The organism is Rhizobium sp. FKL33 (assembly GCF_005222915.1).
Classification (GTDB): Bacteria; Pseudomonadota; Alphaproteobacteria; order Rhizobiales; family Rhizobiaceae; genus Rhizobium_E.
Map to the genome: position 1 here is coordinate 1 of NZ_STFX01000007.1, position 22,380 is coordinate 22,380.

A 22,380-nucleotide genomic window follows, 5' to 3' on the forward strand; every position below is an offset into this window, starting at 1 on the left:
CAGGGAAATCTCGCCACCCACAGAGTTCCGGCACTGAAAAGCGCAGGACCTCATTCACCCGAAGAGTTTTAAGACGGTCTGCAGGATTTTTGCGGCGAAGTGATTTTCGAGCATGCGGCGGGGAATGGGCATTTGCTGCAGTGCAGAAGGATAAACGATTGTAGGAAATGTCAGGGCAACATGCCGATTTTCTTCAGCCAGATCATCACCAGATCGGGCCACTGTCCGATGGGCAGGTCTGGCTTTCGGAGCGCAAACGCATGTCCACCTTTGTCAAATATATGCAGTTCTACAGGCACATCTGCCTTCTTGAGCCTTTTCGCGTAAACCAAACTATTGCAGACGTTGTTTGTGTCGTCGTCGCGCGCGTGGACTAAGAAGGTTGGCGGTGCATTTTTCGTCACCTCAAAATTTGTCCGTCGCGCTTCTCCGGAATCAGTACACATGTGCCCAGGGAAAGCCGCGATGGCAAAATCAGGTCGGCTACTCAATTTGTCGGCGTCGTCAACTGCCTCGTAATTTGCTTTCAGAATATTACTTGTCTCCGCCACCAGAAATCCGCCTGCCGAAAAACCTATTACGCCAATCTTGTGCGGATCAATCTTCAGCGTATCTGCACTTGCTCTCACCAGCCGGACTGTCCGCTGAGCATCCTGAAGTGCCCGAAGAATCTTTGGGGTGATACGGCACTTGCAATCCAAGTCCCAATAATCGTCGCCCCCCGGCACTCGATATTTGAGAAGGATACACGTTATGCCATTGGCGGTTATCCAATCGCAGATTTCAGTCCCCTCCAGGTCCATCGCCAGAACTCGGAATCCACCGCCCGGAAACACCACCATGGCAACGCCGGTGTTATCCCCTTTGGGAGGGTAGACGGTCATTGTTGGGTCGGTGACATTGAGAATAGTCTGCGTTCCGGGCTTCAAGCTTTCCGGCGGACGCGAAAGCCCTTCCATATCAGGCGCACCATGCGGCCAGATCGGAATTTGTTGGGCATCGCCTTGGGGCTGCCAGACCCTATTGTCTTTCGCCTCGGTTTGCCCACTCGCAGTGATCGAGCTGACCAGACATAAAATTACAAAGAAAAATATCCGAGCCACTTTTCAAAATCTTTCCCTTCTGCCACCGGCCAATCAATCCGTCATTCATAGAGACCGAAAATGTTTGAATTTAGGAACGGTGTGTTCAGAGCAGCCGTTCCACATGCCGGAGATGAATATCTGCTCAGATCCGTCGTTACAAATTCAGCTGTCGCAAATCTCCCAATTAAAATTTCAATTTTGCGCCTGATATTTGCAATGCAAAACACAGGCGCTCGCGACCATCAAAATCCCAGGTTCGAGCCGACTGGGCCACCTTCGCCCCGCATGCGCGGGGAAAGGTGGCGGCAGCCGGATGGGGGGCCGGGTACGCTATCAATGAAAATATCCCCGCCGCCAAAAAGCGCAGGCGCGCTTGGGGAGCCGGATTTCAAGTCCGGACCAGCGTCTCGCACACCAGCGTCATCGCGCCTTCGGCATCGATGCCGACGCAGCCGAGCTGGCTTTTCTGGCCGTCCCAGGCGCTCGGGCCAAAACCCATGCCATCGGGCTTCTGCATGGTCTTGCCTTCGCCGAGACCTCCGGTGAAGACGCGGATCACGCCGGAGCGGGTGGTGAACAATTCGGGGGCCACGACATAGAGGCAGGCGCAGGTGTCGTGCACCACCATCGAATCCTTGAAATGGCCGTCGTAGAAATCGATGTAGAACTGGCTCAGACGGTCGAGCAGCTTGACGGCGTCGTCGCCCTGACTGGCGAGGTCGCCGAGCTGGCTGCGGCTCATCACAAGCTTCAACGTCACGTCGAGCGGCACGAGCACGACATCCCAGGGCGCGATCATCACCGCGTCGGCCGCGGCCGCATCGCCATGTATATTGGCTTCGGCGGCGGGCGTGACATTGCCGGGCACATCGAGCGCGCCGCCCATGATCACCACCTGCTTGACGAGGCCTGCGATCTCCGGGGCTTTTTTCAGCGCATTGGCGAGATTGGTCATGCGGCCCACGGCCACCAGCGTCACTTCGCCGGGATTTGCCTTCACCGTCTCGATGATGAAATCATCGGCCGCGCGCGGGTCAAGCGGCACGTCGGAGACGTCGGGCACGCCGATATTGCCGAGCCCGTCATCCCCATGGATATGCTTGGGGTAAGGATGGACCTCTTCGCCCGGCAGATATTTGACGCCAGCACCCTTGGCGACGGGTGCGGCGATCTTCCATTCGCGCTTGAGATAGAGCGCGTTGCGCGTCGTCGTCTCGATTGCGGCGTTGCCGAAGGTGGTGGTCACGCCGATCAGGTCGATGTCGGGATGCTTTTCCAGGAACAACAGCGCCATCGCGTCGTCGACGCCCGGGTCCGTGTCGAATATCACCTTATGCATGCCTGACCTCTTTCTGTCGTCGTTTCCCGGCGAGCATTGGCAAAGGGCGAGCAAAAACGCCAGCAATTTTTACCGATCAGTCAAAAGACCGCGCCAGCGCCAGGGTCACGCGCCGCATCAACCGTTTTTCGACCAGGAGTTCGGCCCCCTCTCCCGCCAACGCAAGCGCTGCGGCTTCGGCGACGCCATGGCACCCCATCAGACGAAAGATGGTCTCGGACGGTTTTTTGAGACGCGGCGTCTCGCGCTCCAGCCGCTCGGCGGAGAACAACATGACGGGACGCCCAAACAGGGTCTCGACACGACCCACAGCAGGGTGGTCGGCCCGGCGGTCGATCGTGCCGACGCCAGCGAGATCGGCCGGCGTCAGACCGAGTTCCGAGAACAGCTCGGCGATGGCGTCGACGGCGTCACCGGCCGCAGCGGCTTCCGACAGGCCGAAACCGAGCCAGAGCCGAGCCGCCATGTCAGACTGCCGAACTGAGGGCCGGCTGCACCCGTCGCGGCGCAATGGCGTCGCGATCCGTCTGATAACGCGCCTTCAACGTCGCCGCCATGTCCTCCGGCATCACCAGTTTCGGCGACCGCGAAAAACGTTCGAGCGGCAACAGCGCGTAACGCCGGCCGATCTGATGAATGCGAGCCCGCCAGCGTGGATTGGGCGAAATCCGCGTCGCCAGCGCGCTCCAGCGCCGATAGCGCTCCACCATGCCGGAGCCGATGGAGATATTCTTGTTGGGCAATTCGCGACCCTTGTCGCCGAGCGCGGCCATCACATCCGGAAACATTGTCCGGAGAAAGCCGATGGGATCGGCGATCATGTCGGCATGGTCGAAAATGCCGACCCGGCCGGGTTCGAAATGCCGGCGCAGCGCCGAAACGGGCGCTTCCCAACTCATGCCCTTGAAATCATAGCCGCGTAGAAACTCCGAAAAGCGCATGGCGCTGCCCATGCGCACCTGCTGCACATACCAGGACGGCAGGAAACCCGCATAGTCACGGATCACGAAGCGGACATCGACATCGTAATCCTGCAGCGCCAGATGCAGCCGCTCGGCGCGCTCTTCGGCGCTTTCATAGAATTTCCGCTTCGGCCCCATGAAGGGCTTCCCAAGCAGGTTTTCATTGGAAATGATCAGCGTATGGCATCCGGTCTCGGCGCGGATCTTCTCGATCACCTCCGCGATGTGGAAGCGATAGGCCTGATTGTCGTTCTCCGGCTTCGACATTTCGCCGAGCAGGATGCGGACGTCATCCTTGACCCGCTTCTTGCGCGACACCGCAGGACAGTAAAATCCCTTTTCCAGGAGCAGCGGCCGGTTCGCGTAGAGCAGATGCTGGAAACTCGTGGAGCCCGTCTTGGGCGCCCCGCAATGCAGGATGATCCTGGCTTTCATTCAGAGTGTCTTTCCTATTCCAGTGTGGCGCTTTTGACACCGGTCAGGCGCCGGGGTCAAGAGAAAGCCGGTTTCCTCCTTCGTCAGGGTGAACGCGCTTGAAACGAAGCCCTTCGAATGGCATGGGTCGGGCCGCCAAAGGATGCTCGTTTTGCCCGAAATTACTCTTGCCCTTCTCGCCTTTCTCTTCGCCGCCGCCTTCCTCGCCGGCTTCATCGACGCCATTGCCGGCGGCGGCGGCATGATCACGGTGCCGGCCATGCTGATCGCCGGCTTTGCGCCGATAGAGACGCTCGGCACCAACAAGCTGCAGTCACTGTTCGGTTCTGGCTCGGCGACGCTGGCCTATGCGCGCGGCGGCCATGTCGAGCTGAAGACGCAATTGCCGATGGCGCTGATGTCGGCGCTCGGTGCGGCGCTCGGCGCCGTGCTCACCACCTTCATTCCGGGCGATGTGCTGAAAGCGCTGATGCCGCTTCTGTTGATCGCCATCGCGCTCTATTTCGGCTTCAAGCCGAGGATCAGCGACGACGACCAGCATCGCCGCATCACCCCCTTCCTGTTCGGGCTGACCATCGTACCGCTGATCGGCTTCTATGACGGCGTGTTCGGCCCCGGCACCGGCTCCTTTTTCATGCTGGCCTTCGTGACTCTGGCCGGCTTCGGCCTGCTCAAGGCCACGGCGCATACCAAAATGCTGAACTTCGCCTCCAATATTGGCGCCTTCCTCGTCTTCGCGATCTCCGGCATGATCTCCTGGCAAACCGGCCTGGTGATGGGCGCAGGTCAATTTCTCGGCGCCCAGCTCGGCTCGAAGCTCGCCATGAGGAGCGGCGCAAAGATCATCAAGCCGCTGCTTGTGGTCACCTGCATCGCGTTGGCGGTAAAGCTTCTGTCCGACCCCGCCAATCCTGTCAGGATCTGGCTGGGAGTTTGAGGGCGCCGATAAGGCTAGACCGTCGCCTCAATGCTCCCCGTGGCAGCGCCTATGATCGCTCAGCACCTCGATGATCTGGCACTCTCCCGCCGTCCCGCCCCGATGGTCTGACAGCATCCGCTCCAGCTCCGCCTCCAGCCGTTTCAGTTTTTCGATCCGCCGCCTCACGTCGTCGAGACGGTCGCGGGCGATGGCGTCGGCGCGTGAGCAGGGCTTTTCCGGATGTTCCGACAAGTCGAGCAAGCCGCGGATCGCCTCGATCGAAAAGCCCATGTCGCGGGCATGCGCGATGAAGCCGAGACGATCGCGCGCCGTGTCGCCATAGCGACGCTGGCCGCCCTCGCTGCGCGGCGGGGCCGTCATCAGGCCGATCTCCTCGTAATAGCGGATGGTGGGGACCTTGACGCCCGTCAATTTCGCCAGATCGCCAATCGAAAATTCTTTGAGCATGCGCTTGACCCTCTAGTCACTAGAGGGATTATGGGTAGCGTCCGCAGCAAAAACAAGAGGAAGACCGATATGGGCGCCGGACACGACCACAACCACTCCTTCGAAGGGCTCGACCCCATCTATCAGCGCCGGCTGAAAATTGTCATCGCCATCAATACCCTGGGCTTCGCCGTCGAGATGGTCGCGGGGCAACTGGGCGGCTCGCAGGCGCTGAAAGCGGACTCGCTCGATTTTCTCGCCGATGCGCTCACTTATGCGTTGTCTTTCGCCGTAATCGGCATGAGCCTGAAGATCCGCGCCCGCGCCGCCCTGGTCAAAGGCGTATCGCTGGTGTTGATCGGCCTCTGGGTGGCCGGCTCGACTGTGTATCGCATCTTCTATCTCAACCAACCCAGCGCTGAGACGATGGGGCTGATCGGCGCGCTGGCCTTCGCCGCCAATCTCGCCACCGTGCTGCTGTTGATCCGCTACAAGGATGGCGACGCCAATGTCCGCTCGGTATGGCTGTGCTCGCGCAATGACGCGATCGGCAATGTCATCGTTGTCATCGCCGGCCTCGGCGTCTGGGGCACCGGCACGCCCTGGCCCGATCTGATCGTCGCCGCGATCATGGCCGGCCTGTTCCTTTGGTCATCCGTCCAGATCCTCACCCAGGCTCGCGAGGAACTGAGGGAGGCGGAACAGGGCGGACACGATCACGATCATCACGATCATGCGCATGGCCACGACCACGCGCATTGAACAAAACCAATGGCGGGGCGTCAGAATTCGACGCCCTGTTGCCCTTTGATGCCCGAGCGGAACGGATGCTTGATCAGCTCCATTTCGGTGACGAGATCGGCGATCTCGATCAATTCGTCCTTGGCGTTGCGGCCGGTCAGCACGACATGGCACATCGGCGGCTTCTCATGGGTCAGGAACTCGACGACCTCGGCGATATCGATATAGTCGTAGCGAAGCGCGATATTGATTTCGTCGAGCAGCACCATGGATTTCTCGCCCGAGGAAATCAGCTCCTTGGCCTTCGCCCAGGCCTTCTGGGCATGCGCCACGTCGCGGGCGCGGTCCTGGGTTTCCCAGGTAAAGCCTTCGCCCATGGTGTGAAACTCGCAGATATCGGAAAAATGCGCCTCGATCAGGTCGCGCTCGCCGGTGGCCCAGGCGCCCTTGATGAACTGGATCACCGCGCAGGGCATCTTGTGGGCGATATGGCGGAAGATCATCCCGAAACCGGCCGTCGACTTGCCCTTGCCCTTGCCGGTGTTGACGATGATCAACCCCTTCTCGCCGCTCTTGCCGGCCATGATCTTGTCACGCGCCGCCTTCTTCTTGGCCATCTTCTCGGCATGGCGGGCGTCGTCTTGGGGGGCGGTGGTTTCGGAGGGGAGCTCGGTCACTCTGTCAAATTCCTTGTCAATTGGTCCGCGTGCAAACGGGTCAGGTTTGGTTTGCGTGTGCGCACGCTGTAGGCTGCCAGCAATTCCGGCTTCTAACGTTGCGCCGTCACAAACGATTTCTGCATATCGTCAGCCGACTATGCAGTCCTATCATCAGGATCGATCAATGTGCGAACGTCACCCTGCGCCGCGTTTGCTTCGGCGATAGACGCGCGCAGCCGCTCGGCATTGGCGGGGCTGGATAGAAGATGACATGTCTCCATCATGCTTTCGAACTCATCTTCCGAAAGGATGACGACAGCCTTCTTCCTGTTGCGCGTGACGAACAGGGGCGCGCGATCAAGCTCGACCGCATCAAGATGAGCCGAAAGATTCTGGCGAAAGTCACTCATGCTGATATGGGGCATGACACGGTCCTCCTGCACATGTTCACCTCCTGCTATAGGTCTGCATTTATCATTATCCCAGCGAGTTCCTCCAACTCAAACCGAGCCGAGTTGGATTTCGGGGACCAAAGTTTGCGATCCATCGCCTCGATCAGCTTCTGGGCCATTTCGCGCAGCGCCGCCTCGTTCTTCTCACTGAGAAAATCGCGCACCGTCTCGTCCATCAGATAGGCCTGATAGGCCGCCTCGAAGTGGTGGCTTTTCACTGCGCCAGTGGTCGCGGCATAGGCGAACATGAAGTCTACGGTGGCCGCCATTTCGCTGGCGCCCTTGTAGCCGTGGCGCATCGCGCCGGCGATCCATTTCGGATTGACGACGCGGCCGCGCACCACGCGCGAGATCTCTTCTTCCAGCGAGCGGATCACCGGCTTTTCCGGTCGCGAATGGTCGTTGTGATAGATGGCGGGCTTTTGCCCCGACAGATGCTCCGCCGCCGCCGCCATGCCGCCCTGGAACTGATAGTAATCGTCGGAATCGAGCAGGTCGTGCTCGCGATTGTCCTGGTTCTGCACCACGGCCTCAATCTGCGACAGGCGCGTCTCGAACAGGCCGCGCTCGGCCTCGCCCTCCTCTTCGGCGCCATAGGCGTAGCCGCCCCATTCGACGAAACTTTCGGCGAGGTCGGCCTTGTTCTCCCAACCGCCTTCGTCCATCAGCGCCTGCAGGCCTGCGCCATAGGCGCCCGGTTTGGAGCCGAACACGCGGTAGCCAGCCTGTCGCGCCGCCTTCTTGTCGTCAGCCTCGCCCTTGGCCGCGATCGCTTGCGCCTCCGCCTTCATGCGCGCGGCAATCGGATTGTCGGCCTCGTCCTCGTCGAGCCCGCCGATGGCGCGCACCGCCTTGTCGAACAGCGCGATCTGCTCCGGAAACGCATCCCGGAAAAAGCCGGAAATCCGCAGCGTCACATCCACGCGCGGGCGCCCAAGCATGGACACCGGAATGATCTCATAGCCGGTCACCCGCGCCGAGCCCATATCCCACACCGGCTTGGCCCCGATCAGCGCAAGGGCTTGCGCGATATCATCGCCGCCGGTGCGCATATTGGAGGTGCCCCAGGCGGTGATGCCCAGGCTTTTCGGCCAATCGCCGTGATCCTGCGCATAGCGCGTGACGAGAAGTTCCGCCGATTTTCGTCCGAGTTCCCAGGCCGTCGGCGTGGGCACCGCGCGGGTGTCGACCGAGTAGAAATTCTTCCCCGTCGGCAGCACATCCGGCCGCCCGCGCGTCGGCGCGCCGGAGGGTCCGGGGGAGACGAAACGGCCGGAGAGACCGCGCATCAGCGCCTCGATCTCCGCATGGCCGCAGGCTTCGATCGACGGCTTCAATCGCGTCTCGACCTGATCGAGAACAGTGCGAGTGCGCAGCCATGTGTCGGGGCAAGGGATCTCGCCGGAGACGAGTTTCGACGCCAGCAATTCGATACGCTCGACCGCGTCGCCATTGGTGCGCCAAGGGGCGTCTATGAGCGTGGTAAGAATTGGGGCGCGCGGGCCGGTCCAAGGGGCGGCCATGTCGCAGTCCAGCGGGTCGAAGGTCGAGCCAGGATTACCCCCCTCTGCCCTGCCGGACATCTCCCCCTCAAGGGGGGAGATCGGCTGGGGGCCACCGCCCGCTTGAGCGGCAAGCTCTAACGTTTCATCGCCGAGGCTGGTGGGTCGCGAGGATCGCGCATCCTCCAATCTCCCCCCTTGAGGGGGAGATGTCCGGCAGGACAGAGGGGGGTGAGCCACCCTTTCCGTAAGAAGCGCCTCCTCCATCAAATCCAAAGCCATCGCCCGCTGCAGGCTGGCGTTGCCGCCCTCGCCATCGCCGCGCGGCACGCGCACCAGCGCCACGGTCAGATCCGTCAGCAAACGTCCCTGCGGCGCGACGCCAAACACATGCAGCCCGTCGCGGATCTGCAATTCCTTGAGATCGCAAAGCCAGGCATCGAGCTTCTGCAAGGCCGCGTCCTCGTCGAGTCCGGCGATGCCGACATCCTCGCCAAGGCCGGTGTCGGCGGCGAGATCGAGGATCTGCTTCTTGAGCAGCACGATGCGGCGCGGATCGGAACCCTGGGCGAGGAAATACTCGTCCACCAGCGCTTCGAGATCCTTCAGATAACCGTAGCTCTCCGCCCGCGTCAGCGGCGGCGTCAGATGGTCGAGAATGACGGCCGAAGACCGCCGCTTGGCCTGCGTGCCCTCGCCCGGGTCGTTGACGATGAAGGGATAGAGATGCGGCAGCGGCCCGAACACCGCTTCGGGATAGCAGGTCTCCGACAGCGCCAAAGACTTGCCCGGCAGCCACTCCATATTGCCATGCTTGCCCATATGGATGGCGACATCGGCGCCGAACGCCTCTCGGATGAAGGCGTAAAAGGCGAAATAGCCATGCGGCGGCACGAGGTCAGGAGAGTGATAGGTCTCCTTGGGATCGATATTGTAGCCACGCGCCGGCTGGATGCCGGTGAGCACCTGCCCGAAGCGGCAAAGAGGCAGCGCGAAAGCGCCGTCGAGGAAGAACGGATCGTCCTCCGGCCCGCCCCAACGCGCCGTGACTTCATCCTGAATCTGAACGGGAAGACGGGCGAAGAAGTCCTTGTAATGACTCAAGGACAGCGTCTCGCGGATCTCGCGTCCGTCGGCGGCGGCATTGGTCGGCCCCGCCATCAGATGGTTGATCAGGCCGTCGCCGCTTTCGGGAAGATCCTCCGTCACATAGCCCGCCGCCTTCATCGCCTTGAGCGATTCCAGCGCGCCGGCCGGCGTATCGAGGCCCACACCGTTGCCGAGCCGGCCATCGCGATTGGGGTAGTTGGCGAGGATCAGCGCCACGTTTTTCTGACTGTTTTCCAAACGCCGCAGCCGCGCCCAACGCGCCGCCTGCTCCGCCACGAAAGCGATGCGCGACGGCTCGGGCTCCGGCCCGACGATATTGACCTGCGCCCGCGGGTCAAACCGCGCCGCCTTCTTGAAGGACACCGCCCGGGTCAGAACCCGGCCATCCACTTCCGGCAGCGCCACATTCATGGCGAGGTCGCGCGTTGCGAGGCCCATCGTGGAGCTTTCCCAGGCCTCGCGGGTCAGCGCCGAGAAAATCACCTGCAGCACCTGCGCGCCGGTCTCATCCAGCACCGTGCCGGTCTTTTCCGCCCCCGGCGAGACGACGGCGAAACTCGTGGCGTTCAGCACGACATCGGGCGCGTAAGTTTGAAAAAGCGCCCGGATCGTCTTGGCCGACACCGGCTCCTTGAGGCTGGTGACGAAGATCGGCAGCACCCGCAAGCCGCGCGCCTGCAAGGCCTCGATCAGGGCCTCGACCGGCGCGGTCTGGCCGGATTGGACCAGCGCTTTGTAGAAGGTGATGACGGCAAGTGGGGTTTGGGCACTCGGCGCACTCTCCTCCGGATGGCGTAGCGCCTGCGGGATACCCCCCTCTGTCCTGCCGGACATCTCCCCCTCAAGGGGGGAGATTGGCTGGGCGCGCGACCTTCGCCCAGATCTCGACGGCTCCAATGAGAGCGAGGCCTCGCCTCCTTCGATCTCCCCCCTTGAGGGGGAGATGCCCGGCAGGGCAGAGGGGGGTGATCCACCCACCGACACCTCTTCCCACACATCCACATCGACCACGCCCCTGCCCGGCCACCAGATCCCGGCCTTGTCGAGCTTCACCGGCGCCGCAGGCTTTTCCCCGCGCCCGCTCAAAGCCTCGCAATAGCGCGAAAACCCCGCCACATTCTCCGCCCCCGCCTCGACCAGATAGGTCCACAGCGTCTTGACGTCCTCCGCCGCAACAGTCGACCACGCGTCGACGCCGGCGTCAGGTCGATCATCGCCCGGCAGCGTGGCGAATTGAAAGCCATGCCGCTGGGCCGCCCCCATCAGCGCCTCGATCAGATAGGTGAAATAGCCGTAGCCGCCGAGCGCGCGCAGCACGACGAGCTTAGAATGCCGCGCCGTTTTCTCGATCCAGAGATCGATCGACATCGGATGTTTGAGGCTGGCGAGATTGACGATGCGCCAATCGATCGCGCTCTCAGCGGTCGCCCGCGCCACCGATGCAATCTCGGTGTCGGCCGCCGACAGGAACACGATCTCCCCCGGCGTCTGGCCGAGATCGACGGCGTCTTCGCTATCGGAGAGCGAGCCTTTCTGGGCGAGGAGGAGATGCATTCGATTTCTATCTCGTTTTCTTCTATGGTGCTGAGCCGGCGTTAACCGCAACAAGAGCGGAAGCGCCGCTTCTGCGCGAGCCTAACCACGTCTTCGATAGACATCTTTTCGGTGATCGACCGTGACCACAAGAACGAAGAGTTGCGCATCCCGCAATTCGCAGATGATCCTGTAATCGCCGACACGATACCGCCAGAGTCCGCCCAAATCACCGGTCAAAGGCTTGCCGATCTGGCTAGGATCATAAAGCTAGCAACCAAGCCCACGCCAGATATCCTCGGACGAAACGACTTTCTCTTCGCCGCGCCGGACGCGGTCGAGCACGTCCTGGGCGGCGTAATAGTCTTCCATATCCTCGAGACCCTGTGAAATGATCCACTTCAACTGGTCCTCGCGGGCATGGCCGGTCTTCCGGGCCAAAGCGGAGAGCCGCTCCTCGAATTCGGGCGGCAAGGTCACCGACATCGTCATGTCTCAACTCCTTCACCGCCTGAAACTAGCATATATCTCGGGATGGGCCAAACTCACCCCAGCGCCTTGATCTCCGCCGTGATCGCCGCATCGTCCATTTCGTCATGCAGGCCGATCACCACCAGGCGTGTGGCGCGAGCCTCGCCGGGCGCCCAGGGGCGGTCGAAATAGGTCTCGATGCGTGAGCCCACGGCTTGGATCACCAGCCGCATCGGCTTGCCGGCGACATCGGCGAATCCCTTGAGGCGGAGAATGTCGTGCTTGTCGATCACCGGCTTCAGCGCCTCGACGAAAGCGCCCGCATCCTTCAGCGCGCCAAGCTCCACGACGAAGCTCTCGAATTCGTCGTGGTCATGGTCGTGCGGCGCGCCCTCATGCTCGAGTTCGTGATGCGACTTGCGGTTTTCGATGTCGCTTTCGGTGCCGACGCCCAGGCCGAGCAGGACGGAGGCCGGGATCTCGCCATTCCTGGCTTCGATCATCTTGGGCTTGCGGGCGGTGGCGGCGTTCACCGCGTCGCGCACGGCCTGGATGCCGGCGGCGTCGAGCAGATCGGTCTTGTTGAGCACGATCAGGTCGGCGGCAGTCAGCTGGTCCTCGAAGAGTTCCTCGATCGGGCTTTCGTGATCGAGGCCTTCGTCTTCCTTGCGCTGCGCGTCCAGCGCATCGTGATCGTCGGCGAAACGACCGGCGGCCACGGCGGCGCTGTCGACCACCGTCACCACGCCGTCGACCGTCACGGCCGTCTTGATGCCCGGCCAGTTGAAAGCGGCGACCAGCGGCTGCGGCAGCGCAAGGCCAGAGGTCTCGATGACGATATGGTCGGGCTTCACGTCACGGGCGAGCAGCTTTTCCATGGTCGGGATGAAATCATCGGCGACGGTGCAGCAGATGCAGCCATTGTTGAGTTCGATAATGTCGTCTTCGGTGCAGGCCTCGGCGCCGCAGCCCTTCAGCACGTCGCCGTCGACGCCGAGATCGCCGAATTCATTGATGATCAGCGCGATCTTCTTGCCGCCGGCGTTCGACAGCAGATTGCGGATCATTGTCGTCTTGCCCGCGCCGAGAAAGCCCGTGATCACGGTGGCCGGTATCTTCTGCATGGTTCAACCCTTCATTTTCAGCGGCAATCCGGCCGCTACGAAATAAACGTCCCGCGCGACCTGCGCGATCATTTGATGGAGACGGCCGGCGTGATCGCGGAACTCCCGCGCCATCTTGTTGTCCGGCACGATGCCCAGGCCGACCTCGTTGCTGACGAGCACGATCCGCGCTTTCGGCGCAGCAACTGCATTCGCCAGCGCTTCGAATTCAGCCGCGCGCGCCCGCTCCTCCATCATCAGATTGGTGACCCAGAGCGTCAGGCAATCGACCAGCACGACGTTCTCAGGATCATCGATTGCCGCCAGCGTCCCGACCAGATCGGTCGGCGCCTCATGCGTGGTCCAGGCCGGTCCGCGATCGGCGCGATGAGCCGCGATGCGCGCCTCCATCTCACCGTCCCAGGCGCGGCCTGTCGCGATGTAATGCAGCGTCAGGCCGCTGTCGCGGCAGATCTGCTCGGCGAAACGGGATTTTCCCGATCGCGCCCCGCCGAGCACCAATGTCGCAAAGCCGCTCACGCCGCCCGATCCACATAGCGCTGATTGAGCGCGCCGATGCCGAGCCCAATCATCACCCAGAAGAACAGGCCAGTCGCCAGCGCCGCCGAGGCGTATTCGGCAGCCAGAAGGGCCGGAACCGAGGTCGAGACATCCTCAGGCTGCGGCGCGCCGATCGCATGCGGAGCGAGCATCAGCACGACGCCGAAGGCCTTGGCCCAGATTTCCGGACGCAACAGGAACAAAGCGAGCGCGCCTGCAGTCGCCGCCGCGCAGCCCACCCACCAGATCTGCCGCGCCATCAGGTCGCCAGCCGGGAAGCCGGGCAATTCCGGCGGCAGTCCGAGCGCCGGAGCCATCTGGAACACCAGCCAGCCGAGCACGCCCCAGACGGCGCCGTTGGCGAGCGTGACCGACCGGCCGGAGAGAAGCGAAGCCGCCATCAGGATGAGCGCGAAGCCCGTGCCGGTGACGAGATTGGCCATCAGCGTGCCGGTGAGACGGTCGACGCCAAACAGCATGCCGCCCTCGTCTTCGCCCTCGGCCGCATGTTCATGCGCCTGAGCTGGCGTGAAGAGGCCGAGATCGAGCGCAGAGGAATGGTCATGCGCCGCATCCGGCGCGGTTTCGTATTTCTCGGCTTCGAGAATGAGCGGCACGACGCGCGCATGTTGCGCCACCGTCGCCAGAACGCCAGCAAGCAACCCGGCCACCAGAGCGACCAAGAGATATCGTGTGATCATGGCAGTCCCTTTCGAAGGACCCGCGAGACCGGCGCATAAACGACAGTTGCGCCCGAGCCCGAAAGCTCCGGCGCATGCCGTCGGGCCGGGATCGCTGGCTTAGTGGCAGGGAAAGCCGTTGGCGTGACGAACGTCATGAGCGGTGTCATGCAGAACGTTCGAATGCGCAAAGCCGGCGCCGAAGATCATGAATGCGCCGAGAGCGGCGGCAAACAGACCGGCCACCATACGGTCGGACAGGGAAAGGGGAGAAGAAATCGTGTTCGTGCGGGCCATAACAACCTCCGTGCTGCTGGCAAGAATATATGCGCATCTCTGCGCGGCTGTGTCTGGCAGGTCTCCTGGCTCACGGCTCTCGCATGGGCGCACCCATGCATCAGCATTCCCTCGCCTTCCCGGAAATAATGTCTGATGCGCAGAACGGACGATTCGTAGAAATAGAGGCGTCCAGGACCGTGTTGTCGCGTCAGTCTTTCCAGTGGCTTTGAACGCCGCTCTTCCGCTTTTTCGCGCCAGCCCCATGCCGGCAGTCCGAAAACACGTCGAACGGCATCCCGGGAATACCTCTGCCGCTCTACAGTCGCGGGGTCGGCCGGGATAAAGATGCCCGCTTGGGTCCATCCTTCCCGTTCCCTTTTGATCCCTTGGACTTTGCGCCCTCCGGGAACCAAACAAGATGACCATAAAGGAGGGCATTGAACCGCGTCAATCCAAATGCGACATGAACGACGCTGCTCTCAACAAAAGACAGCGAGTGCGAGCATCAAACCCGCATCAATCCGTCGAGCCAGTCGGAATCGAGCACTGCTTCGAGTTCGACCGCGACATCGTCGAGAGCCTGCTCCACCTCGGCGCGATAATCGAAACCGCCACCCGCCACGCCGAAACTCCCAAGCAGCGCCCGCCTGAAGCCGTCGGCGTCGAAGATCCGGTGCAGATAGGTGCCGACGACCCGGCCATCGGCCGACATCGCGCCATCAGGTTTCCCGTCGATCTCAACATAGGGCCTGACACAATCGCCGCCGATCGTATCACCAAGGTGAATCTCGTAGCCTTGCAAGGGCGCGCCATAGACGACAGAGCGCGCCGAACTGTTGGCCAGCCGCTTCTCCGGCGCCATCACGGTTTCCACATCCAGCAGCGCCAGACCGTCGATCTCGCGATCGTCGCCTTCCAAACCCAGCGGGTCGCGGATCTTGCGACCCAGCATCTGGTAGCCGCCGCAAATTCCCATCACCCGACCGCCGCAGCGCACATGCTGCGCAATATCGCGGTCCCATCCACACTCTCTCAAGGCCTTGAGGTCGCCGATGGTCGATTTGGATCCCGCGAGCACGACCAGGCCTGCGTCCGCCGGTATCGCCTCGCCCGGCTTTACAAAGATCAACTCGACTTCGGGTTCGGCGGCGAGAGCGTCGAAATCGTCGAAATTGGCGATTCGCGGCGTCACCGGCACGACGACTTTGAGAGCGCCGCTCTTTCCTTTCACCAGCCGCTCCAGCGTGACCGAATCCTCGGCCGGCAGCCGCGCGGCGGCTTTCAGCCAGGGGACGACGCCGAAACAGGACCATCCGGTGAAGCGCTCGATCGCCCTGATCCCGTCGTCGAACAGGCTGACATCGCCGCGAAACTTGTTGATCAGATAGCCGCTCACCATGGCGCGATCCTCCGGGTCGAGGATCAGATGCGTGCCTGCGACGGAGGCGATGACGCCGCCCCGGTCGATATCGCCCACCAAAGCCACGGGGATATTTGCAGCGCGGGCGAATCCCATATTCGCGATGTCGCCCGGGCGCAGATTGATCTCGGCGGGCGACCCGGCCCCTTCGACGATCACCAGATCGGCGTCTTCAGAGATGCGGCGAAAGCTGTCGAGCACATGAGCCAGCAGTTCCGGCTTCAGCCGCTGATAATCCCGCGCCTTGGCCTGTCCATAAACCTTGCCCTGCACGATGATCTGGCTGCCGGTCTCTGATTGCGGCTTCAAAAGTACCGGGTTCATATGAACGCTGGAGGGAACGCCCGCGGCCAACGCCTGCAGCCATTGCGCCCGGCCGATTTCGCCGCCGTCGTCGCTGACCGCTGCGTTGTTGGACATATTCTGCGGTTTGAACGGACGCACTTTCAGTCCGCGACGCGCCGCGATCCGGCAGAGACCAGCGACCAGCACCGTCTTCCCGACATCGGAACCCGTCCCCTGCAGCATGATCGCTTTGGCCATCTTATCACTCCCTCGGCATCCGGCTCGGGCATGCCACTCCGCGACGCCATAGACAAGACAGGCCTGCGACGCAGACGCGCCGCCTAGCGCAACATCAGCGCGCTTGATCAATCGAAACAGGAGGAAAAGAGGAAAATTGCGGCGCGAGGTGCTCCGGTACGCAATACCTGAACCGGAGAAGCGGTGCCTCGGCCCGCCGCGAATAGAGATTTATCGACACATTCTTACCGGATGGTTTATGAGCAGCCCAAGTTTCAAAAAAAGGGTCGGCGCCCTCCCCGCGATTTTTTTTGAAGATCCGCCAAAAAAAATTTTGCCGACGGCGGCGCGACGCATTTTCGACACATTAGGTCTCAAGCCGAATAACATTGCTGTACAGAGCCTTGGCGAGGGACCGGATCACCACCATGGCGCGCAATATTTCACAACAAACGCATAAAGGGACACTGCATGCGGCGACAATCCGTCGCAATTGGAATAGGATTTTTTAAGCCTGAACTCAGCTCGGCCAAGGGGGTGTTGATTTATTCATTCGAAGCCGTACAGTTCATTTTCGTGAGTGCAAACAGTCTCAAGCGACGCTACGGCGACGTTTAGAGATATATAAAAAATGCTCACGCCTGGGAACGGAAGACTTGTGGAATATCGCCGCGCATGCGCCTATGCGACGCGGGCGATCATTCAACTGAGACCGAAGCGGAGATCGTTTCGGACAACTGGGAGACATGCTCTGTATGGATGACAGCGGCAAGCGGCATCTCGGCCAAAGCGCAGGGTCTGCTTTCGAATCCTTCCCGACAATCTATGCCTTTCGCCAGACGGATCGACGCGCCGCGCCGCGAGCCGCGCAGATCGGTTTCACCACAATCGCTGGGGCCCTTTGGGGAACAACCGGCCATCAGCCATTCGCAGCATAACAAGGGAGACCACACATGAATGACTTCGAAAGCAAACTGAAAGCGGCTGAACAGCTCGCCCGCAAGGGCAGCCTTTCCCGTCGTGATTTCATGCAGCTGGCTTTGGCCACCGGCATCGCGATCCCGGCAGCATCCTCGATGTTCTCCAAGGCGCAGGCCGCCGAGCCCAAGAAGGGCGGCACGCTGCGTCTCGGCATGGAAGGCGGCTCCGCCTCCGACTCGCTCGACCCGCGCACCTATGCCGACTCGGTGATGATCGCCGCTTCGCTCGCCCTCATGAACTGCCTCGTCGAATTCGACAGCGAAGGCAATCCGACCGGCGAACTGTTCGAAAGCTGGGATGTAGAGCCGGGCGCGCAGCAGTGGACCTTCAACGTCCGCCAGGGCATCAAGTTCTCCAACGGCAAGACGCTCGACGCCGACGACATCATCTACTCGATCGGCCTGCATCGCGGCGAAACCAAGTCGCCGGCCAAGGGCATCCTCGAGCAGATCGCCGATATTTCGGCCACCTCGCCGAGCCAGGTCAGCATCACGCTGTCGGCCGGCAACGCCGACTTCCCGGCCATCCTCGGCGACTACCATCTGGTGGTGGTGCCCAAGGACTTCACGGATTGGAACAACCCGATCGGCACCGGCGCCTATACGCTGGAAAGCTTCGAGCCGGGCGTCCGCATCGCCTTCAAGAACCGCGGCGATTACTGGAAGCCGAACCGCGGCAATTTCGACGCCGTCGAACTCATCTACATCCAGGACCCGGCCGCTCGTTCGGCTGCCCTGCAGTCCGGCCAGGTGGACGCGATCAACCGCATCGACGCCCGCACGGTCGACAATCTGATGAAGGATCCGAACGTCGCCGTCGTCCGCACCAAGGGCACGGGCAACCGCTTCTGCTTCGTCTCGCGCGTCACCGACGCTCCGTTCGACAACAAGGACCTGCGCCTTGCTCTGAAATACGGCATCGATCGCCAGAAGATCATCGACCAGGTCTATTCGGGCTACGCTATCCCGGGCAACGACCATACGCTCGACCCGCTGAACCCCTATTACAACGCCTCCATGCCGCAGCGCGCCTATGATCCCGACAAGGCCGCCTTCCACTTCAAGAAGGCCGGTCTCGCCGCTGGAACCAAGATCGAACTGCAGACGTCGGAAGGCGCCTGGGGCACCGCTGTCGACTGCGCCACGATCTACCAGGAATCCATCAAGAAGGCCGGAATCGACCTCACCGTCAACCGCGTCTCACCCGATGGCTACTGGGACAACGTCTGGCTCAAGGTTCCCTTCTGCGCCGTTTACTGGGGCCGCCGCCCGACCGCCGACCAGACCTTCACCCAGGTGTATGGTTCGGCTTCGGATTGGAACGACTCCAACTGGCGCAAGCCGGACTTCGACGCCCTCGTGGCCGAAGCCCGCATCGAGCTGGACGACGCCAAGCGCAAGGAAATCTATGGCAAGTGCCAGGAAATGATTTCCGAAGACGGCGGCATGATCTGCTTTGCGATCACCGACTACCTCGACGGCTACTCGCCGAAGGTTCAGGGCGTGAAGCCGCATGCCCGCTACGACATGGACGACAACCGCGTGGCCGAAAAGGCCTGGTTCGCCTGATAGCGATTTCGGGCGCGGAAAGGATTTTCCGCGCCCGTATTTTATCCGCTGTCCAACCGCGCGGGGATGTGGGGACGGACGCGGATTTTGCCCATAAGACTATAAAGGGGGCGATGACATGCTTCGCTTGTTAACCACGCGGCTCGCGCTTGCGGTCGTAACTTTGTTCGCCGTCAGCGTGCTGATCTTCGCCGCGACGGAAATCCTGCCGGGCGACGTCGCCTCGGCGGTGCTCGGACAGGGCGCCACGCCCGAAACGCTCGCGGTGTTCCGCGCCGAACTCGGCCTCGACCGTCCCGCCTACATCCGCTACTTCGAATGGTTCACGAACGCCTTGCAGGGCGATTTCGGCAAAGCCATGACCAACAAGCGCGATATTCTGCAGTCCATCACGCCGCGTTTTGAAAACACGCTCTTCCTCGCCGGCTTCGCCGCCTGTATCGCCGTGCCGCTCTCGGTGGGCCTCGGCATCCTGGCCGCCATCAACGAAGGCAAATGGCCGGATCGCCTCGCCAACATCGTCTCGCTCGCCACGATCTCGGTTCCCGAATTCTTCATCGCCTATGTGCTGATCCTGGTGTTCGCCGTCGAGCTCCGCTGGCTTCCGTCGCTGGTCATGGTCTATCCCGGCATGTCGCTCGGCATGAAGCTCTGGACGACCATGCTGCCCGCCATCACCCTCACCCTGCTGGTCGCCGCGCATATGCTGCGCATGACGCGATCGGCGGTGCTGGCGATCATGTCCCAGCCCTATATCGAAATGGCCTTCCTGAAGGGCCTGCCGCGCAGCCGCGTCATCGTTCGGCACGCGCTGCCGAATGCGGCGGCTCCGATCATCGCGGTCATCGCGCTCAATCTCGCCTATCTCATCGTCGGCGTGGTCGTCATCGAGAAAGTCTTCAACTATCCGGGCATCGGCCAGTTCATGGTCGACGGCGTGACAAAACGCGACCTGCCGGTGGTGCAGGCCTGCGGCCTGGTCTTCGCAGCCGCCTTCATCGTGCTCAACACGACTGCGGACGTGATCAGCATTCTCGTCAACCCGCGCCTGCGCAAGCCTTCTTTGGGGAAGTGACATGACGATCTTCGGTTACAAACCAAACGGAGCCGCCTGGCTCGGCATCGCCATCGTCCTGGCATTCATCTTCATGGCTGTATTCGCGCCCTGGATCGCGCCCTACACCGAATCGGAATCGGTCGGCTCGCGCTGGGAGGCCATGTCGGCCGCCCATTGGCTGGGCACCGACCAGAACGGCCGCGACATGCTCTCGCGCATCATCTACGGCGCCCGCATGACCATCGGCGTGGCGCTCGCCACCACGATCCTGTCCTTCACCATGGGCACGATCGCCGGCCTGCTCGCCGCGACCGGCGGCGTGGTGATCGACCAGATCCTGTCGCGCTTCGTCGACATCATGCTGTCGATCCCGCTCCTGGTCTTCGCGCTGATCGTGCTCTCGATGTTCGGCTCCTCGATCCCGACGCTGGTCATCACCATCGCCATCCTCGATTCCACCCGCGTCTTCCGCCTCGCCCGCGCCGTGTCGATGAACATCGCGGTCTTGGAATTCGTCGAGGCGGCCCGCCTGCGCGGCGAAGGCCTGTGGTGGATCATGCGCAAGGAAATCCTGCCGAACGCGCTGCCGCCGATGATTTCCGAATTCGGCCTGCGCTTCTGCTTCAACTTCCTGTTCGTCGCAGGCCTCTCCTTCCTCGGCCTCGGCATCCAGCCGCCGCATGCCGACTGGGGCGGCATGGTGTGGGAAAACCGCGGCGCGATCGTCTCTGGTCTGCCGGCGCCGCTCTGGCCCGCGCTGATGATCGCCATCATGACCATCGGCGTGAACCTCGTCGTCGACTGGATCCTGTCCATCAATGCCCGTCCCTCGGGCGCCTCGGCGGAGATGTGAGCCATGGCCTATCCCATCCTCAAGATCACCGACCTGCGCATCGAATCCGTCTCGGGCAATGTTCTGGTCGACAACGTTTCGCTGGAGCTGCAGCGCGGCGAAGTGCTCGGCCTGATCGGCGAATCGGGCGCCGGCAAGTCGACCATCGGCCTGGGCTCGATGGTCTATGCCCGCGCCGGCTGCCGCATCACCGGCGGTAAAGTCGAGATCGACGGCGTCTCCGTCCGCGATCTCTCCCCGGAAGGCCGCCGCGACATGCGCGGCCAGCGCATCGCCTATATCGCCCAGTCGGCGGCGGCGTCGTTCAACCCGGCCCATACGATCATGGATCAGGTCTGCGAAATGCCGATCCAGCACGGCCTGATGAAGCCGGACGAGGCGAAGAAGAACGCCATCGACCTGTTCCGCTCGCTCGGCCTACCCGATCCCGAAAACTTCGGCTCGCGCTATCCCCACCAGGTGTCCGGCGGCCAGCTGCAGCGCGCCATGGCGGCGATGGCAATCTCCTGCCGCCCCGACATCCTGGTGTTCGACGAGCCGACCACCGCGCTCGACGTCACCACCCAGATCGAGGTGCTGGCGCTGATCAAGAAACTGATCAAGGAGCTCAACACAGCCGCCCTCTACATCACCCACGATCTCGCGGTCGTGGCGCAGGTCGCCGACCGCATCATGGTGCTGCGCGGCGGCAAGATGGTCGAACTCGGCGAAACCGAGCAGATCCTGATGCGGCCGGAAAAGGAATACACCGCCGCCCTCGTCTCCGAACGCAAGGCCGCCGACAAGCTCGACGAGGACACGATCGAGGACGTGCGCGGCGACATCGTGCTGAAGGTCGACAATGTCGTCGGCAGATACGGCGATTTCACCGTGCTCAAGAACGTCTCGATCGATGTCGCCAAGGCCGAGACGGTGGCCGTCGTCGGCGAATCCGGCTCCGGCAAGAGCTCGCTCGCCCGCCTGATCACCGGACTTCTGTCACGCACATCGGGCTCGGTGAAGTTCGGCGGCAAGGAGATGTCGCCGTCTTACAAGAGCCGCTCAAAGGAGGAGCTGCGCCGCATCCAGCTGATCTACCAGCTGCCCGACGTCGCGCTCAATCCCCGCCAGACGATCGGCGAGATCATCGGCCGCCCCTACGCCTTCTACTTCAACAAGTCGAAGGCGGAAGTCGACGCCCGTGTCGCCGAACTTCTGCGCCAGGTCGGCCTGCCCGAAAATTACGCCGGCCGCCTGTCGACCGCGCTGTCGGGCGGTCAGAAGCAGCGTATCTGCATCGCTCGCGCGCTGGCCGCCAATCCCGATCTGATCATCTGCGACGAGCCGACATCGGCGCTCGACCAGCTGGTGGCCGAGGAAATCCTTAAGCTGCTCAAGCGGCTGCAGGACGAATTGGGGATCGCCTATCTGTTCATCACCCACGACCTCGGCATCGTCCGCCGCATCGCCCACCGCACCACGGTGATGCTGCGCGGCGAGGTGGTTGCCGATGGGCCGACGGCGCAGATCTTCTCGCCGCCCTTCCACCCTTATACGGAAAAGCTCATTTCCTCCGTGCCGGAAATGCGCACCGACTGGCTCGACGACGTGCTGGAGAAGCGCAAGGTCATCTGAGTTATATAAAGCGGGGACTCGAAACTCGGCCGCGCCCACAAGGCGCGGTCTTTTTAGTTTTGTATTACAATTGCGTCCGATTGACTT

Annotated in this window: 21 protein-coding genes, 1 pseudogene and 1 riboswitch; of the genes and pseudogenes, 7 read left to right on the forward strand and 15 right to left on the reverse strand. The window is 62.1% G+C overall.

Translation table 11 applies throughout. The features are described from left to right. Positions 1-170 precede the first annotated feature (170 nt). From E8Q41_RS04915 to E8Q41_RS04930, 4 genes are all read right to left on the reverse strand, one after another. Complete coding sequence (locus tag E8Q41_RS04915) at positions 171-1,103, reverse strand: alpha/beta hydrolase (protein ID WP_205910367.1); 933 nt, start codon at positions 1,101-1,103, stop codon at positions 171-173. 370 nt (positions 1,104-1,473) lie between these two features. Continuing rightward, the gene (locus tag E8Q41_RS04920) at positions 1,474-2,424 is read right to left on the reverse strand and encodes a nucleoside hydrolase (RefSeq protein WP_137154406.1); all 951 of its coding nucleotides are present in this window, start codon (positions 2,422-2,424) and stop codon (positions 1,474-1,476) included. A 76-nt stretch (positions 2,425-2,500) separates the two neighbouring features. Next, on the reverse strand, positions 2,501-2,890 hold the full coding sequence (locus E8Q41_RS04925) for a cobalamin biosynthesis protein (protein WP_137154407.1): 390 nt from the start codon (positions 2,888-2,890) through the stop codon (positions 2,501-2,503). Between the two features lies 1 nt (position 2,891). After that, the gene (locus E8Q41_RS04930; RefSeq protein ID WP_137154408.1) at positions 2,892-3,821 is read right to left on the reverse strand and encodes a hypothetical protein; all 930 of its coding nucleotides are present in this window, start codon (positions 3,819-3,821) and stop codon (positions 2,892-2,894) included. A gap of 151 nt (positions 3,822-3,972) precedes the next feature. Here E8Q41_RS04930 and E8Q41_RS04935 point away from each other — a divergent pair, with 151 nt between their 5' ends. After that, entirely contained in the window at positions 3,973-4,758 is a 786-nt protein-coding gene (locus E8Q41_RS04935; protein WP_137154409.1) for a TSUP family transporter, read from the forward strand. A 27-nt stretch (positions 4,759-4,785) separates the two neighbouring features. Here E8Q41_RS04935 and E8Q41_RS04940 read toward each other — a convergent pair whose 3' ends face one another. Continuing rightward, entirely contained in the window at positions 4,786-5,208 is a 423-nt protein-coding gene (locus E8Q41_RS04940) for a helix-turn-helix domain-containing protein (RefSeq protein WP_137154410.1), read from the reverse strand. Positions 5,209-5,277: 69 nt separating this feature from the next. On the opposite strand from E8Q41_RS04940, the gene E8Q41_RS04945 reads away from it, so the two are divergent. Then, positions 5,278-5,949 (forward strand): cation diffusion facilitator family transporter, encoded by a 672-nt coding sequence (locus E8Q41_RS04945; RefSeq protein ID WP_137154411.1) that lies wholly within the window; start codon positions 5,278-5,280, stop codon positions 5,947-5,949. A gap of 20 nt (positions 5,950-5,969) precedes the next feature. Here E8Q41_RS04945 and cobO read toward each other — a convergent pair whose 3' ends face one another. From cobO to E8Q41_RS04995, 10 genes and pseudogenes are all read right to left on the reverse strand, one after another. After that, positions 5,970-6,605: a cob(I)yrinic acid a,c-diamide adenosyltransferase gene (gene cobO, locus E8Q41_RS04950; RefSeq protein ID WP_137154412.1), complete on the reverse strand. Its 636-nt coding sequence runs from the start codon at positions 6,603-6,605 to the stop codon at positions 5,970-5,972. Positions 6,606-6,742: 137 nt separating this feature from the next. Further along, complete coding sequence (locus E8Q41_RS04955) at positions 6,743-7,012, reverse strand: type II toxin-antitoxin system prevent-host-death family antitoxin (protein ID WP_137154413.1); 270 nt, start codon at positions 7,010-7,012, stop codon at positions 6,743-6,745. A gap of 32 nt (positions 7,013-7,044) precedes the next feature. Next, positions 7,045-11,205: a cobaltochelatase subunit CobN gene (cobN, locus tag E8Q41_RS04960; protein ID WP_137154414.1), complete on the reverse strand. Its 4,161-nt coding sequence runs from the start codon at positions 11,203-11,205 to the stop codon at positions 7,045-7,047. 81 nt (positions 11,206-11,286) lie between these two features. Next, a pseudogene (locus tag E8Q41_RS04965) lies at positions 11,287-11,448 on the reverse strand (type II toxin-antitoxin system RelE/ParE family toxin); the annotation flags it as partial. 6 nt (positions 11,449-11,454) lie between these two features. Next, positions 11,455-11,676 (reverse strand): CopG family transcriptional regulator, encoded by a 222-nt coding sequence (locus E8Q41_RS04970; RefSeq protein WP_137154415.1) that lies wholly within the window; start codon positions 11,674-11,676, stop codon positions 11,455-11,457. A gap of 53 nt (positions 11,677-11,729) precedes the next feature. Beyond that, positions 11,730-12,779 carry a cobalamin biosynthesis protein CobW gene (gene cobW / locus E8Q41_RS04975; RefSeq protein ID WP_137154416.1) on the reverse strand — a complete coding sequence of 350 codons (1,050 nt, stop codon included), beginning with the start codon at positions 12,777-12,779 and terminating at the stop codon, positions 11,730-11,732. Positions 12,780-12,782: 3 nt separating this feature from the next. Continuing rightward, the gene (cobU, locus tag E8Q41_RS04980) at positions 12,783-13,298 is read right to left on the reverse strand and encodes a bifunctional adenosylcobinamide kinase/adenosylcobinamide-phosphate guanylyltransferase (RefSeq protein ID WP_137154417.1); all 516 of its coding nucleotides are present in this window, start codon (positions 13,296-13,298) and stop codon (positions 12,783-12,785) included. Then, the gene (locus E8Q41_RS04985; RefSeq protein ID WP_137154418.1) at positions 13,295-14,020 is read right to left on the reverse strand and encodes a CbtA family protein; all 726 of its coding nucleotides are present in this window, start codon (positions 14,018-14,020) and stop codon (positions 13,295-13,297) included. The genes cobU and E8Q41_RS04985 overlap by 4 nt, the downstream gene beginning before the upstream one ends. 99 nt (positions 14,021-14,119) lie before the next feature. Beyond that, a complete protein-coding gene (locus tag E8Q41_RS04990) occupies positions 14,120-14,296 on the reverse strand; it encodes a CbtB domain-containing protein (RefSeq protein ID WP_137154419.1) in 177 nt (58 codons plus the stop codon). A 37-nt stretch (positions 14,297-14,333) separates the two neighbouring features. After that, positions 14,334-14,707: riboswitch (cobalamin riboswitch) on the reverse strand. 76 nt (positions 14,708-14,783) lie between these two features. Continuing rightward, entirely contained in the window at positions 14,784-16,241 is a 1,458-nt protein-coding gene (locus E8Q41_RS04995; RefSeq protein WP_137154420.1) for a cobyric acid synthase, read from the reverse strand. A gap of 238 nt (positions 16,242-16,479) precedes the next feature. On the opposite strand from E8Q41_RS04995, the gene E8Q41_RS05000 reads away from it, so the two are divergent. The 5 genes from E8Q41_RS05000 (at position 16,480) to E8Q41_RS05020 (ending at position 22,293) form a co-directional block, all read left to right on the forward strand. Next, complete coding sequence (locus E8Q41_RS05000) at positions 16,480-16,680, forward strand: hypothetical protein (protein WP_137154421.1); 201 nt, start codon at positions 16,480-16,482, stop codon at positions 16,678-16,680. A 493-nt stretch (positions 16,681-17,173) separates the two neighbouring features. Continuing rightward, positions 17,174-18,769 (forward strand): ABC transporter substrate-binding protein, encoded by a 1,596-nt coding sequence (locus tag E8Q41_RS05005; protein WP_137154422.1) that lies wholly within the window; start codon positions 17,174-17,176, stop codon positions 18,767-18,769. Positions 18,770-18,887: 118 nt separating this feature from the next. Beyond that, the gene (locus tag E8Q41_RS05010) at positions 18,888-19,844 is read left to right on the forward strand and encodes an ABC transporter permease (protein ID WP_137154423.1); all 957 of its coding nucleotides are present in this window, start codon (positions 18,888-18,890) and stop codon (positions 19,842-19,844) included. 1 nt (position 19,845) lies between these two features. Continuing rightward, positions 19,846-20,679, forward strand: a complete 834-nt coding sequence (locus E8Q41_RS05015; RefSeq protein WP_137154424.1) for an ABC transporter permease — start codon at positions 19,846-19,848, stop codon at positions 20,677-20,679. A gap of 3 nt (positions 20,680-20,682) precedes the next feature. Further along, complete coding sequence (locus E8Q41_RS05020) at positions 20,683-22,293, forward strand: ABC transporter ATP-binding protein (protein ID WP_137154425.1); 1,611 nt, start codon at positions 20,683-20,685, stop codon at positions 22,291-22,293. Positions 22,294-22,380 lie beyond the last annotated feature (87 nt).